General features: G+C 57.6%; 9 protein-coding genes. 1 reads left to right on the top strand and 8 read right to left on the bottom strand.

All coding sequences use genetic code 11. The features are described from left to right. The first annotated feature begins 53 nt into the window (after positions 1–53). On the top strand, positions 54–986 hold the full coding sequence (locus ACSYSS_RS05935) for an alpha/beta hydrolase (protein ID WP_491703127.1): 933 nt from the start codon (positions 54–56) through the stop codon (positions 984–986). 108 nt (positions 987–1,094) lie between these two features. Here ACSYSS_RS05935 and ACSYSS_RS05940 read toward each other — a convergent pair whose 3' ends face one another. The 8 genes from ACSYSS_RS05940 to ACSYSS_RS05975 all read right to left on the bottom strand — a co-directional run bounded on the left by ACSYSS_RS05940 (position 1,095) and on the right by ACSYSS_RS05975 (position 14,716). After that, the gene (locus ACSYSS_RS05940) at positions 1,095–2,651 is read right to left on the bottom strand and encodes an amino acid permease (protein WP_491703128.1); all 1,557 of its coding nucleotides are present in this window, start codon (positions 2,649–2,651) and stop codon (positions 1,095–1,097) included. Positions 2,652–2,996: 345 nt separating this feature from the next. Continuing rightward, complete coding sequence (locus tag ACSYSS_RS05945) at positions 2,997–3,791, bottom strand: ABC transporter ATP-binding protein (RefSeq protein WP_491704251.1); 795 nt, start codon at positions 3,789–3,791, stop codon at positions 2,997–2,999. A 91-nt stretch (positions 3,792–3,882) separates the two neighbouring features. Next, a complete protein-coding gene (locus ACSYSS_RS05950; protein WP_491704252.1) occupies positions 3,883–5,151 on the bottom strand; it encodes an ABC transporter permease in 1,269 nt (422 codons plus the stop codon). Between the two features lie 118 nt (positions 5,152–5,269). Further along, complete coding sequence (locus tag ACSYSS_RS05955) at positions 5,270–6,622, bottom strand: ABC transporter permease (protein ID WP_491703129.1); 1,353 nt, start codon at positions 6,620–6,622, stop codon at positions 5,270–5,272. Between the two features lie 109 nt (positions 6,623–6,731). Next, positions 6,732–8,006, bottom strand: a complete 1,275-nt coding sequence (locus tag ACSYSS_RS05960; protein WP_491703130.1) for a Fe-S-containing protein — start codon at positions 8,004–8,006, stop codon at positions 6,732–6,734. Positions 8,007–8,199: 193 nt separating this feature from the next. Beyond that, entirely contained in the window at positions 8,200–8,847 is a 648-nt protein-coding gene (locus ACSYSS_RS05965; RefSeq protein ID WP_491704253.1) for an iron transporter, read from the bottom strand. Positions 8,848–8,899: 52 nt separating this feature from the next. Beyond that, a complete protein-coding gene (locus ACSYSS_RS05970; protein ID WP_491703131.1) occupies positions 8,900–10,894 on the bottom strand; it encodes an FTR1 family iron permease in 1,995 nt (664 codons plus the stop codon). A gap of 207 nt (positions 10,895–11,101) precedes the next feature. Continuing rightward, positions 11,102–14,716: an RCC1 domain-containing protein gene (locus ACSYSS_RS05975; RefSeq protein WP_491703132.1), complete on the bottom strand. Its 3,615-nt coding sequence runs from the start codon at positions 14,714–14,716 to the stop codon at positions 11,102–11,104. Between the last annotated feature and the right edge of the window lie 269 nt (positions 14,717–14,985).

Here is a 14,985-nt window from a genome sequence, read left to right on the forward strand (position 1 = left end):
ATGCAACACCCAAAAATACTACAATCAATAACGCAAATTAGAAAAGAGCAAATATGATTGTCGACAAAAACGAGGCCATCAGCCTTCTGGCACAACGAGCAGAAGGCATGGCCAAAGGCGACGCTCCACATCTTAAGGCACAGATACTGCCCGAAGGCGTGAAGAAACAATGTGACATCGCTTATCTTGACGACGGATTGGACGAACATCTACTCGACATCTACAGTCCGAAACGCACACAGCACGAAGACGGCCTACCGGTGTTCATCGACTTCCACGGCGGCGGCCTATACTACGGCAGCAAGGAAAACAACCTCTGCAGAGACATGCGACTAGCCGCAAAGGGATTCGTTGTGGCCAACGCGAACTATCGCCTCGTACCCTCCATAGGATTCTTTGACGAACTTCAGGATGTGCTCGATACCATGACCTGGGTCAGGTTGCATATCAGTGAATACGGCGGGAACCCCGACCAGGTTTTCCTCACCGGAGACTCCGCAGGAGCCACCATTGCCCTCTATGCCCTTGCCGCCAACACCTCTTCGACCATCAACCAACGTTGGGGGCTACGCACTTCCACGCTGAACGTCAAAGGCCTCGTATCGACCTCAGGTATGTTCAGATTGGAAGGCGGTGTATACGAGCCGCTGATAAGCTACTATACCGCCGCCTATTTCACCAAGCCGAGCGAACTGGTCGCTTTGGGCCCCTATAAGGCTGATCTGGACCGACTTGTGATTGACAGCAATCTGCCACCGACGTTTCTCATTACCAGCTGTGAGGATGTGTTGGCCGACAATTCAATCGAACTGGCCAGGATCATGGTCAATCGTCACCGCGATTGCGAACTGAAATTGTGGCCCATAGGTCGCCATGGGGCTCTGGGGCACATCTTCAACGTCACACAGGCTGGAAATACTGAAAACCAGGATGCCATGCAGGCAATAGACGACATTGCACAATTCGCTTTCAACGTGTTGCAATAACATATTGTATGGTTGAGCTTATGCGGAACTTCCATGAGATGGCCGCCAGCCCATACAGCTATGAAGAGGGTCGAGGGAATTCTCCCCCGACCCTCTTTTCAATAACTGTCACTCCGAGTCTGCTGTGTGATTGGCATCGGCGCCAACCGCGTCTGGTCTTGCCGAAGAGACGTCCATCTCGTCGAGTTTCACGACGTGGGTGTGGTTCTTCCACTTGTAGCCGAGGTACAGCACGGCAACGAGGATGACACTGAAGTAGGTCATCAGCAACTCACCCCAGTTGCCTGTGGCAAAGCCCTTGATATCCTGCCCGCAGATTACCACAGCACAGACCACCAGCGCCACCAGTGGACCCAGCGGGAAGAATCTGGCATGGTATTTGAGTTCGGAAAGCCGATGTCCTTGTTTCTTGAAGGCTCGACGGAAACGGAAATGACTCAGTGCGATGCCCATCCAAGCAATGAAACCGGTCAGCCCTGTGGCAGTGACCAGCCACATGTAGAACTTCGGGCCGAAGATGGACGAGGCGAACGCCAGCAGTTCCACCGCCATCGTGAGCCCCAGAGCCGCAATCGGCACGCCTTTTTTCGTGGTCTTCCTGAGGAACTTCGGCGCAAAACCGTCCTCGGCCATCGAATGGAGCATACGCGAGCTGGCATAGGCACCGGTGTTGACCGCGGAGAGGATGGACGTGAGCACGACGGCGTTCATCACGCTTGCCGCCCCGGCGAGACCTGCGCGCTCGAAGACGATGGTGAAGGGGCTCATGGCCACGTTCGTGTCCGACCCATTGAGCAGGTTCGGGCTGGTGTAGGGAATGAGAGCGGCGATGATGAAAATGGAGAGCACATAGAACAGAATGATGCGCCAAAACACCTGGTTGATGGCCTTAGGCACGGCGCGGCCCGGGTCGCTGGACTCCCCGGCCGTGACTCCCACCACTTCGGTGCCTTGGAACGAGTAGCCGGCAATGAGGAATACGGACATGATGGCCGGCAGGCCGCCAACGAACGGAGCATCCTTATATGTGAAGTTCCTAAGACCCACTGCAGGCTGGAACATGATGCCGCAGATCATGGCCAGACCCACCACAATGAAGACGATGATGGTGACCACCTTGAGCATGGAAAGCCAAAACTCGGTCTCGCCGAACGCGCCGACCGCCAACGTGTTGATGACGAAAACCAACGCCAACACCAGCAGGCTCCAAATCCACCCGGGGGTATGAGGCAGCCAGTACTGCACCAGAAGGGCAGCCGTGGAGATGTCGACCGCACCGGCAATGGCCCAGTTGAGCCAGTAGTCCCAACCCATCGCGAAGCCAAGTGCCGGATCCACGTACTTGGCACTATAGACGGAGAATGCACCAGAGACCGGAAGATTGGTGGCCAGCTCTCCCAGACTCGTCATGAGGAAGTAGATCATGAGGCCCATCGCCGTATAGGCCAGCAATCCCCCGCCCGGGCCGGCCTGGGCGATTGTGGAGCCGGATGTCATGAACAGGCCGGTGCCGATGCAGCCGCCGAGCGCAATCATCGAAACATGCCGGGTCTTGAGCCCCCTCAGCATTCCGCCTGATTTGCGGCTTTCCCTGCCGCTATCGCTGACCTCTCGAGCCTCTGCCACTTCGTCGGACTCCGACCGTTCACCGATTTTGTCACTCATCCAACCAGCCCTCTTCTCAGCGTCACAATAGATTTCATATTATGTGTTCTACATCAGGGACGCACCGATACGGCCAGATAAACTTCCACAACACACAACATCTCACAATCCAACACAACATACGAACATTTGCAGTGTCGAACAGTCGCTCAGACCAGTTTCTTGCTCTCTGACACTCTCCTTTCGTTCCGTGAGCAGTTTTCCACGATGCCACCGACCGCAACAATATTCAAAACGTTGGAATCTCAGCCCTCTTCATTTGGCAGCCACAACAATGTTACGAATTTTCCACGGAAAAGTCCCCTCTGAACGAAAGATCGCTCATTCGCACCATATTTGCTTCTCTTAGGCCCCAATTTTCGCCCGTTTGGTGGGATCTGCAAACGTTATCGGAGCATCACCTTCCGCTTGGGCGCCTTCGGCCACGGCCCCTGTGAACGCAGGTTTACCGCCAACAGCCTCATAATCGGCATGGGCCACGTCGTCGTTCCATTTTTCACCTACGAGCACGCCGTGGTTGAGCATGATTTCACGCTGCGCACATGAAGCGACCAGTGCGTCATGGGTCACCACAATGATGGTGGTGCCCTGATCGTGCAATTCACGAAACAGCTGAAGCACGATTTTCTCGTTCTTCTCGTCCAGGTTTCCAGTTGGTTCGTCAGCCAGAATAAGTTCGGGATGGTTGATGAGTGCCCGTGCGATGCAGACACGCTGCTGCTCGCCGCCGGAAAGCTCACGGGGCAAGTGTTTGGCACGGTCTGCCAGTCCGACATGATCCAACGCTTCAAGTGCCTCGTCTTCATCGACCACGGAGTGATAATATTGCGACACCATTACGTTCTCCACCGCCGTCAGATGCGGCACCAGATAGAACTTCTGGAACACCAAGCCGATGACGTTCTTGCGCACATCGGCCAACTGCGTGGCATTGAGATCTTCCAAACGTCGCCCTTCGAGCGCCACAGAGCCCTTGGACGGCGAGTCCATGCAGCCGATGATATTCATCAACGTGGTCTTGCCGGACCCCGACGAGCCCACAATGGCGAGCCACTGGCCTGCCGGCACCGTAAGGCTCAGGTCGTCCACGGCGTGAAGGTCGCCGTAGATCTTGGAGATGTGGTCAAGTTCCAATAACATTTGTTGCTCCTTATTCATGTCGCCCATTGCCTCGCTCCTCATGTCGACCATCATGTCGCCCATTGCCTCGCTCCTCATGTCGCCCATCATGTCACTCCTCGCTCAGCACCACAGCAGGATCGATGCGCGTGGCGCGCCGCACTGGCGGAATGGAAGCCACCACAGCCACCAGCATGGTGAAAACCACGGATCCCAATCCAAGTATCCAACTAAAACCGATGACCCTGTCGAATACGGATACACTGAGCCACCGGGCGAAGCCGTAGCCAATGGCTGTGCCGAAAATCCCTCCGAACAGTCCATACAGCGCAGACTCTGCAAAGAATTCGACCCCTATGCTCCGTGACGAAGCACCAAGCGCCTTTCTCAAGCCAACCTCATTGCGCCGTCCTGACACGATGGACGAGATGGTGGTGCCCACACCCACCAACGTCAGCACCAGCACCACCAGGGAGACAATCCAGAACAACGCCCGAAGCATGGTGATGATGCGGGTGTTGGCCGAAGTGATTTTGGTGACCTGCTGTGCATCAACCCCAAGCCCTGTGTCGGCGTTGATGCTGGAAACAAGGCGGGTCAATGCCTCGCCCGAAGCACCTGAGCTGAATTCCACCACATCGGCCCCGCGCCGAATGCCCGTCAGCGAATCGAGATCGTGTGACGTGGCGTAGACGATGTCGTCCTCACTGCCACCAGTGGAGACGATACCTCCGATACGGAATTCCACCTTGTTCTCCTTGGGCATGCTCCATGTGCCGGCACCGCCCTGGGGCCCGTCCCCGGTCTTGTAGGTGAGCTTGACGACCGTGCCGATCTGGGCGCCGAGCGTATTGGCCAGGTTCTGGCCAATCATCAGATTGCCGTTCGTGGGCCACTTACCTTCCACGTCCCAGTGACGATTGAGGGTACGCACCTCACTGGGGTTGATGCTGGCGATGGTATACGGCGTGGAGTTGATGCGAATGGTCTCGTAACGGTACGACGCAGACCGTGCTTCAGCCACGTGCCGAACCTTGGCGTTGACCGCTGCAACCTGATTGGAACCGATGCCTTGCGTCGAAGTGGATGAACCTTCAGCTGCCTTCTTCGAACCCTCTACACCCGGAGCACCTTCCGAGTTCGCATCGGCCTTACCGTTTGACTGCTGACGTTGCTGACGTTCGCTCGGGGTGACGATGAGATTTGCACCGTAGGAACGCATGTCCTGAGTCATCTGCTGCGGCACCACCAGACAGATGGAAACCAGGCAGAACAGCGTAGCCGCACCCACGGCCGAAGCGATGACGGCCATGACCGCCCGCGAGCGACGCCGAAACAACGCACCGAACAACATGGTGAAGAACATACGCAAGTTGGTCATATGGCCTCCTTCCATACGGATGGCGCCCGTACGGCCGCCATCGCTCTTTCGTGCGGAATGCGGCCCACTGCCTGCATCAGTACCCCGGTCAGCGGCACCACTGACTTCAATCCCATAATTATCTGCCATGAAGCACCTCCGCGGGGCGCACATTGAGAATCGAGCGAATGGCCGAGAACGATGCGACCAGTATCGTGAAGGCAAGCAACACGAAGACCAGCACGAACACCATCGGACGCATGGTGATGCCCGACCCAAAGACACTATGGCCCACCACTTGGGCCAACAGCGAGCCGAACCCCGCACCCACAACCGCCCCAACGAGCGAGATCACTGCCGTCTCAGTCAGCATCAAGCGTGAGACCGCCCCGTCTGTGGCACCTATCGCTTTCAACAGCGCCAACTCAGAACTGCGTTCGCTGATGGAGGATGCCATGAGATTGGCCACAGCAACCGCCGCTGCAATAAGGCTCAGAGCCGTCATCAGAATCATCACAGCCGTGGTCTTATTGAGCACATCGCCCTGCAGCGCCGAAACCTGACGCACCTGCTTGGCCACGGCCCCTGGAATCACCTCTTCGATTTGGTAGGCGATCGACGACGGGTAGGCCGTGCAGTACCAGGTTTCCCATTCTTCAGGAGAAAGCGCGGCTGGGTTTTTTGCCGCCTTACGAGCCAAATCGTTCTCAGGACTGGTAAGGGCCTTGACCTCTATCTTGTCGACACTGCCCGGCAAATCCGACAGGTTCTGCACCAGCTTGGAGGGAATGTAGATGCTTCCCGAGTCCTCGTCGCCGGAGTCATAGATGCCGGCAACCTTCACTTTGAGGCTCCGTTGCCGGCCCGAAACCGTGGTTTTGCGGAGCACTATGGTTTCACCCACGCCAATGTTGTGGGCCTTCGCCAACGACTTGCCTACGATGGCCTCATGCCTGTTGTCCTTGGGCCAGATGCCATCCACCTTCCACCAAGGCCGCAGGGCTTCGATGCCGGCCACCGTCTTCTCCCCTGTGGGTAGGCTTAGCCTCTTGTTGAACCAGGTGCCAACCACCGGCACACTTGTGCTAGCAGTCACACCATCACTGTCATGACTTGCATTGGCGCCGGTGGCGTTCCCAAGTTCGGCATGCACATTGAGCTGCGGCGCAAAGCCGGTGATATTGAAGGCCCAGAATGTGGTCTTGATTTTCGGCGCATCGGATTCCTTGAGAAAAACAGTGGGATCGCTTTGGTTCGCGGAACCACTGTCCCCCGTCCCATACAAATCGGAGACCACGGCGTTCTGCTTGGGCTGCACCATGATATTGGAGCCATACGTGGAAAGTTCGGCGTTCACCTTGTCTCCCACATCGAACACCACGCCGAGCATCGCCTCTGACACCGTTGCCGAGAGGCACACCGTTATGGCAATGAGCAGTCTACGCTTGAACTGCCTGCTGAATGAGCGGAACACCATTCGCAATAGGAACATTACCACACCACCTTTCGAACAATCTCATTGATCCAGCGTGCCATGCATGATCATCTCCATTCCTTCCTCGCCGTTGCAGCCGCCACAGCCACCATCACCATCCCTCGGCCTATTCCTTGAAGTGAGAGGAAAGCGCGTCAAGCGCACTCGTGTGAATGGTGATGTAGCCGTGACTGGTGGCGTACTCGAATGGTATTGGGTTGCAGCCCCCCTTGAATCCGATGGTGGCCACGTTCATTTCCACATCGCAGCGCTTGCAGATGATCTTCCCGTCCTTTTCATAGTAACCAGCGTCGCCGCAGGTCTCACAGGCATCAAGACCCACACCGTAGGCACCGCCGTTTTTCTTGATAATGATGAAGCGCATCTTGGTGCCATCCTTGGCCGCGTAGGCAAATCGATGCAGATGGCCGTCATCGACTTCCGGGAATGGTATCTTAGCCACGCCCGCCTTGAGTGAATAAGGCTCAGGAGGTGAAAGTATGGGTTCCTTATGCGCCTGAGCCACTCCAAAGGTCAACGCGAGGGCTATAGCGACCATAACGACAAAACTCCACGCCCCACTCGCAAAAGCCTTGCGCCGAAAGGCACGGTGCTCACGACGCACTGCGGGGTTCGGACCCTCGAAATCCTGTCTGAACCCTGCAACAATCGAAGCCACCGCTGGAATAACGAAGACGGCGACTTGTGCAATCACCAGCGCCATATCATTGTTGGAGACGATGATGAGCATTCGAAAAGCACCACCATGCAAGACCACCAGCATCATGGACATCAACAGCGAGAGCAACTGAGCCAAATGACGCACGAGCAACAGCACCAGCATCAGTATCACAGCCGCAAGGAAAGATTTCCGGTATGCCGTCAATCGCATGGTCCGCAGTATCGCAGCGCACACCACCGCCAGGCCGATGCCGAGCAACCACCCCAGAGCCCGCATCAGCATGTCGGAAGTCAATGGGGACTTCCCCGCCTCAACGAAGCTGGTCAGCTGCATGATGACATCCTGCAACGCAAAGAACGTCGTTACGGCGATGCCCACCGCTGCAATGGCGTTGGCCACGTGTAGCCGCAACGGATGTTCGTGCCATCGGGAAGTCAGGCTATGGGCACCTATGGCAACGGATATCATCAGGACGTCACAGACCACACAGACCACCAACACAGGGAGGTTGATGCCAGAGCGTCTATCAATGATGACAAAATATCGCAGCACCGTAAAGACGATTGCCGCCAACAGGCCCACAACCAGGCCCACCAACCGCCAATTACGGCTCAGCGGCTTGTCTCGCCTCTCACCGACAGTCAGCAGCACACTCATCGACATCACCAGTAGTGCCGGCGCAAGCATACCCGGCAGTGCCTGCACAAATTGACCCAGCATTGCGGATCCCTTCCACCTCGTATTCGAATCGGACCGTTTCGTGGCGGTTCAGCCACTACCTACGTCCGTTTCATCCGACATTGTTCGCAGAATCGGCCTGAACGGACACTTCTTGCTGTAATTACGTCCGTTTCATCAGATTGCCGTTCCGGAAGCCGACGAAACGGAAATTACGGAACGACCCCTTGTGCTTTCACCACTGATGAACCGTGTAGTCCCAATCGAAGTTCGCGGTGATCGGTTCTGTCCAGAAGCGGCCCTTGACACCGGTATCCGGATCGACATGTAGTGTCCAACCGTTGGTCTGCGGACTGTAGATGATGAAGCTGAGCTTGTATTGGCCCGCCTTGTCAAGCTTCAAATTGGCGCCATAGTGCGGGCCGTCATCGGCGTTCATCTCCATGAACGTACCATCCTGCTTGTTGTTTGGGTCGTTCTTGTCTTGAATCTTGTACTTGACGGTGAGCTTGGGAATGAACTCACCTGTGCCGTAGCCCAGCTTGTTGTCCTTCAAGGCGTGGATGTCGGCCTCAAGGTGAAGGTTCGACTCCGCAGCGGAAAGGCCCATGCCCTCTGGATACATATCAACCGGTTGGAAGTACACCGCACCGATGTTCAGTGGGAAGATCTGCTGATCGTCGCCGATAGGAATCTCCTCGAACTTGGCACCCGTGGCTCCGCTGTTGCCTTTGGCATCGTTCTTCGTGGCACTCTGGGACTGCGAAGAGGACGATTTGCCGCCCTGCGACGATGCGTTGCCCCCACAGGCGGAAAGCGAGACTGCGAGCGCCGCAGCCGCCAGCACGGCGAGCGCACCGGTGAGTTTGTTGTGCTTCATGATACTTCCTTTGCTGTTTTGATTGATTGGTTGATTTGCTTGTTTCCTGAAAATCTCATGAGACAGCCGCCCCCGTGCTGCCAGCGGCATTCACAGCATCGGCAGCAGCAACGGCACCCGTGCTATGGATATCACCTGAACCGTCGCTCGGATTCGTCGAGTCAGCGACATTCATGGGACGGGTGTTCACCTGCTGTTTTTCACGGTGCTCCCTCAATGCAAAGACCACATAGAGCGCCACCACCACAACGGCCATAACCACTTGGGCCGCAATGGTTTCAGCGTATGGATAAAGCCCGAGCCAATCGCTGGTGGGCATGCTTGGCAGGTACGTGCCGGCGATGAGGTTGCCTTCGATGAGCGAGTGCACACCGCCGCCGGCGAAGATGACCACAAGCAGCGCCATCAGGATCGACGTGATGACGAAGAACGGGCGAATCGGAATGTGCACCGACGTCAAGCGGAAAATGGCGAAGATGACCACAAGCACCACAGCGGCTGCAATGCCGCCGATCCACATGCCCCGCGAATCCCGGGTCATGGAGTAGATGCTCTCGTAGAACATCACCGTCTCCGCACCTTCCCGAAAGACGGCGAGGAAGCTCAGCATGGCCAGCGAGACCATGCCGCTGAACCTCAGCCGATCCGCCGCGGCCACACCTTGCACCGTCTTTTCGGTTTTGCCCCTGATATAGTCGTTCCACTTGTCCACACTCGATTTGGAGAGCATCCAGTTGCTCGTATAGAGCAACATGACCATGGCGATGAGCGCCACCACGCCCTCCATAATCTCCTGCTGAGGTCCGTTGCCGCTGAACAGCACACCAAACAGCACCGCCATGAGCCCAGAGCCCAACAAACCGACCAACACACCCACATAGATCCACTTGGTGAACCGTTTGTTCCCAGACTTCACAAGATAGGCGATGATGGCGGCCACCACAAGCAGCGCCTCCAGCCCCTCGCGCACAAGGATGATGAACGCCTGGCCGATAGAACTGGTGATAAACTTCGTAAATCCGCTAACGTTCTCTTCGGCGCCACCATCGAGCTTCTTGGCATCCTCATTGAGCATGCCCTTCAATGTGGTGACGTGCCCCTGCACGGTTTGGACGCTCTCGCCTTGAATCATCGACTTGCGGCAGTCCTTGAACGTGCTTTCCACCAGTGAGACGCGGGAACCGGAGATGGCGTTCATGACGTTCTTCTCAAATCCGAGTTTTTCGTAGTACTGGTAGTATGCCTCGTTCACTTTGTCGGAACCTTTGCGAGCATCCCCCGCTTTGGTGGCCTTGACGGCATCGTCGAGGATGCCGTCCATTTCACTGGCCACATCACTCCAGGAGCGAGAGCCCTTGCCGGTGAACTTGGTCTTTTTCTCCTTCTGGAGCTTCTTGCGTTCGGCCTTCGTTTTCTGCTCACGCTGTTTGGCATATGCCCGCGGCTTGGCCACGGCCGGGTTGCCGTCAAGGGCAGAGGCAGCCTCCACCAAATCCTGCTTAAGGGCGGATATTTGAGCGGCGAGTTCAGTTTCCTGACCAGGGGTGCGAGCCAAATTCTGCAAGGATTGGAAGGCTTGGCTTTCTTGTGCTTGCCGTTCAGTGCCCAAAGTAGCAGCGATTTGCGAGACCAGATTGCTGGCGACGTATGTCACATTCTGAGCCTGGCTAATCTGCGAAGCGGCAAAGGCGCAATCACCACCGCGATAGGTCCGCAGGGCCCCGTCGAGCTGCGCACCCACGCTCTGTCCAACAGCCGACCAGGAATCATAATCAGTAGGTGAGGCTGGGACTGTCTTACCCGAGACATCCACCACGGCATATGCGGCGCGGCCACGAATCGGCCGCATACCATGGCTGGCATGAGCAACTGCAACCGTGCCGAACCATAGAACAGCCGAAACCAGCACCACGGCGACGGCCAACGGCAATGCGTCGCCAAGCCGGACTCTGTGATTCCGTTTGAACGAATCATCCGCGCCGTTCATCATGCCAAGACCAGCAACGGATCCATTACCGCGATCATGCCAACGACCACCACGCACACGCATGACGTCCTCCGCTCTTCAACATGGGTTCATCACCCGTCGTTCCAGACTCAATACCATGAGCCTAAACCAAAAAGAAACAAAAGAACAGACTTGACTTTTAGATCGTTCGGATGTAGAAATCAGAATTCCCACATGCCATCAATGACAACGCAATCGACGATGCCGTCGTGCAGGGCATCGACCTCATCATCGCTGCGACATCCATCATCAGCACTTACGACGCCTGTATCGAGGCAAGGCCAACGCAAGAACCAGCATCACCACCGCGATGACACACAGCAACAGCCCCAGAAAGCCGACGCCTCCCGTGAACGGCAAAGCATTCTTCGACGAATCATACGTGTAGTCGGGTGGATTGTAGGTCAACTCATCGCCGCCCCGGCCCATGGTCCAGGTGACGGATACCGGTACGGTGCCAGGCGTGTGGGCGGGCGCGGTCAGCGTCCACTTGCCGGTGTCCGGATCCCTGACGGGCGCCACGGTGCTGGTCGTGCCACCGAACACACTGGCGGTCGGAGTGGGAACGGGGTTATGCACCTTGCCCGGCGTGGTAGCTACGATGTCATTTGCCGCACCGTTGCCCAACTCGCCGACCTTATTGCGGCCCCAGGCATAGGTGGCGCCATCCGAACCGATGGCGAAGGACGACTGATACTGGGCATAGACATCGATGAATGTGACTCCTGCGGGCATCGACACCTTGACCGGCCTCAGGGTATCAGCCCTTGAGCCGTCGCCCAACTGTCCCTGGCCGTTGCTTCCCCAGCCCCAGGCGTCGCCGTTGGAGTCCAGAGCGAGCGTCTGGGCCGTAAAGCTATCGCCGTTCGTGCTGATGCGGGTGATCTTGGCATTGCCCGGCATGGTGAGTTCCACCGGCATGGATTTATCGCCTCCATCACCGTCGCCCAACTGACCATGCTGGCCATTGCCCCAAGCATAGACCTTGCCATCCTCATCAAGCGCGAAACAGGAATTGTTATTCGTATCGACAAAGGTGAACGAGACACCGTTCGGCGTATGGACCTCAACTGGCTCTGTGCTGGCTTTGTTTGACCCGTCGCCCAACTGACCAAGATCGCCATTGCCCCAAGCATAGACCTTGCCGTCGGTGCCAATCGCCAACGCCGAATCCACGCCCATCTTCACACGGATGAAGCCAACACCCGATGGCATATTGACCTTGACAGGTGTGGAACTATCCTCTGTCCCGCCATCGCCCAGCTCACCGTCATGGTTCCATCCCCAGGCCCAGGCGTTGCCGTCGGCACCAAGCGCCAGACTGTCCAGATTGTTCGCACTGATGTGCGTGAATGTGACACCGGTGGGCACGACGACCCGGACCGGCGTGAGCGCATCGATTGTCGTGCCGTCACCCAGCTGACCGTGGTCGTTCCGTCCCCACGCATAGACGTTGCCGTCACTGCCGAGCGCAAGGACGTGGTAGTTGCCCACACTGATATCGGTGAATGTGACACCTTCCGGGGCCTTGACCTTGACCGGGGTGAACGAATTGTTCGTCGTGCCGTCACCCAGCTGGCCGCTGCTGTTCCACCCCCAGGCCCAGGCGTTGCCGTCACTGCCGAGCGCGATCGACGAGTCGGCGCCCGTCTTGACACTGGAGAACCTGACGCCTTGGGGCGGAGTCACGCTCATTGTGCCGCCGCCAGTGGCCGGACCCCGAAGACCGGAAGTTGAGGAGAACTTACTCCAATGAGCCGTAAGACTCACATCCACGGTGTCCGGCTGGGTGAAGTCGTACGGTGCCTCCTTATCCTTCTCGTACCAGCCGTCGAAGAACTGGCCGTTCTTGGATGGCATGGCGACGACCTTGGCCACCGAATCTCCATCCCGTATGCTCGCACAATAGGCTTTGGAACCATTCGGGCTCGGGCACAACGCCAGTCCTTGGGGCAACGTTGCCGGCATGGTGCCGTCTGCAGGATCGAATCTGATCTCGTGGTGCTGGGCCGAATCATAATAGGTGTAATCGTGCAGGGAAAACGTCTGAGGCGTCGGATCCGTGTCCATCCGCCACGTGATGGACACCGGCACCACGCCCGATAGATGCGCCGGAACCGCCAGCTCCCAATCGTCTCCTGCCTCGTCATAGACAGGAGAAGCCGCGTTCACATCTCCGAAGGTGCCTGCGGTCAGCTTGTACGTGGGCGTAAGAACCTTGGCAGGCGTGCTATGCGCAGCGGCACCATCATCATTCGTGCCGTTGCCTAACTCGCCGACCTTGTTGCGGCCCCAGGCATAGACGGCGCCGTCCGAGCCCATGGCCACGGACGACTGGTATTCGGAGTAGACACGGGTGAAGGAGATATGGGACGGCACCGCCACCTTGACCGGCACGGCACTTTTCACATCGGTAAAAGCAGGGTTCCCCAGCTCACCCAGGCTGTTACCTCCCCACGCATAGGACGAACCGTCGGCGGCCGTGGCCAGGACGTGCTCGTCACCAGCGCTCAGGCTGGTGAAGGTGACTCCGGAAGGCACCGTCACCTTGACCGGCGCAGCGCTCTGCGGGCCGGTGAAATCCGAATCACCCAGCTGACCCATGCGGTTGTCGCCCCACGCATAGGTGGCACCATCGCTGCCAAGCCCAAAGGAATCTCCCCCTCCCGCGCTGATGCCCGTGAAGGAGACGTCGGAGGGGGCAGCCACCTTGACCGGTGTGGCGCTCAACGCACCAGCACTCGGATTCCCCAACTGGCCCAAGCTGTTGTCGCCCCACGCATAGGTGGCACCATCGGACCCTTTAGCCAACGCCGTGTTGGCTCCCGCGCTGATGACGGTGAAGGAGACTCCGGACGGCACCGCCACCTTGACCGGTGTGGCGCTCGACGCACCAGCACTCGGATTCCCCAACTGGCCCAAGCTGTTGTCGCCCCACGCATAGGTGGCACCATCGCTGCCAAGCGCCAGCGCAGCACCATTCTCGGTAGCGATATGGGTGAAGGTGACACCCGACGGCATATCAATCTTGACCGGCGTGGATCCATAACTGAAACCATTATATCCCCACACGTAAGCGATGCCTCGGGCATCGAGTGCCACAGAGAAGGTATTGCCCATGCTGATATCGGTAAAGGAAGTAACCCCCTGCGGCATATGGACCTTGACCGGCGTGGACCTGTTTTCAGTGGTCCCATCACCTAATTCTCCGTTGGCGTTCCAGCCCCAGGCCCATGTGTTGCCGTCCGAGCCGATGGCCAGCGCCGAATCGCTGCCGACACGCACACTCGTGAACCTGACGCCGTTGGGCGGGGTGACCTTGATGGTGCCACCGCCGGCCATGGGCCCCCTGAACCCGGAAGACGAGGCGAACGTGCTCCAATGCGCGGTGAGCACCACATCGCCGTAGACGGGTGCGGTGAAGTCGTACGGGGTCTGACTGCCGGACTCGTACCAGCCGTCGAAGAACCAGCCGGTTTTTGCAGGTGTGGCGGTGGCGCGTGTGGCGGAGTCCCCATCAGCCACGGTTGCACAATAGTCCTTGCCGTCACCCGGGCATGGTGTCAGGGCATGGGGCAGCCGATCAGGCATGGTGCCACCTGCCAGATTATAGGAGACCGTATGTGTGGAGGCCTCCCTGCGGAAGGACGCCCGCAAGACCGGGTGGCCTTCCTGACGAGCGACAGCCGCTGAACTCAAATCTACCGAAGCGCCGCCCAACCCGATATCCTGAGCTTTCGTCACAACGACTCCAGAGGGCAGCAACACCATGGCTGCCACAGCGAGTGCGACCACAACGCCCCAAGCCGAGCGCCTCAATACATTCGCATGGTAGTTCATGGCCCCATCCCCCATACCAATCATGGACCATCCCGTATCAACAACATGTGGACAATCTCAAAAACCCAATAACCAACTCAAGACGGCGAACACCATCCGCCGCTGCACCCAATCATCACGACCAAGATGTGTAAGGTGGGCACGAATCAAATGCAAATACCCATCCACACCATGCGCATCGTCCGTTCCATCACGCCGCACCCCGACCGGCGCGCGAAGCCTTACCAAACTTCATGTAAGCAACTTTAGTAACCAACCATTCAAGTGGCAAATTCGCCCCTACGGCCCTGAAC

Source organism: Bifidobacterium sp. ESL1118 (assembly GCF_058505595.1).

What these genes read in the sequence shown, in the direction of transcription:
- ACSYSS_RS05960 (WP_491703130.1), bottom strand. Translation starts at nt 8,006, where the DNA reads ATGCTGGGTCAATTTGTGCAGGCACTGCCGGGTATGCTTGCGCCGGCA.
- ACSYSS_RS05940 (WP_491703128.1), bottom strand. Translation starts at nt 2,651, where the DNA reads ATGAGTGACAAAATCGGTGAACGGTCGGAGTCCGACGAAGTGGCAGAG.
- ACSYSS_RS05950 (WP_491704252.1), bottom strand. Translation starts at nt 5,151, where the DNA reads ATGACCAACTTGCGTATGTTCTTCACCATGTTGTTCGGTGCGTTGTTT.
- ACSYSS_RS05970 (WP_491703131.1), bottom strand. Translation starts at nt 10,894, where the DNA reads ATGCGTGTGCGTGGTGGTCGTTGGCATGATCGCGGTAATGGATCCGTT.
- ACSYSS_RS05975 (WP_491703132.1), bottom strand. Translation starts at nt 14,716, where the DNA reads ATGATTGGTATGGGGGATGGGGCCATGAACTACCATGCGAATGTATTG.
- ACSYSS_RS05955 (WP_491703129.1), bottom strand. Translation starts at nt 6,622, where the DNA reads ATGTTCCTATTGCGAATGGTGTTCCGCTCATTCAGCAGGCAGTTCAAG.
- ACSYSS_RS05935 (WP_491703127.1), top strand. Translation starts at nt 54, where the DNA reads ATGATTGTCGACAAAAACGAGGCCATCAGCCTTCTGGCACAACGAGCA.
- ACSYSS_RS05945 (WP_491704251.1), bottom strand. Translation starts at nt 3,791, where the DNA reads ATGTTATTGGAACTTGACCACATCTCCAAGATCTACGGCGACCTTCAC.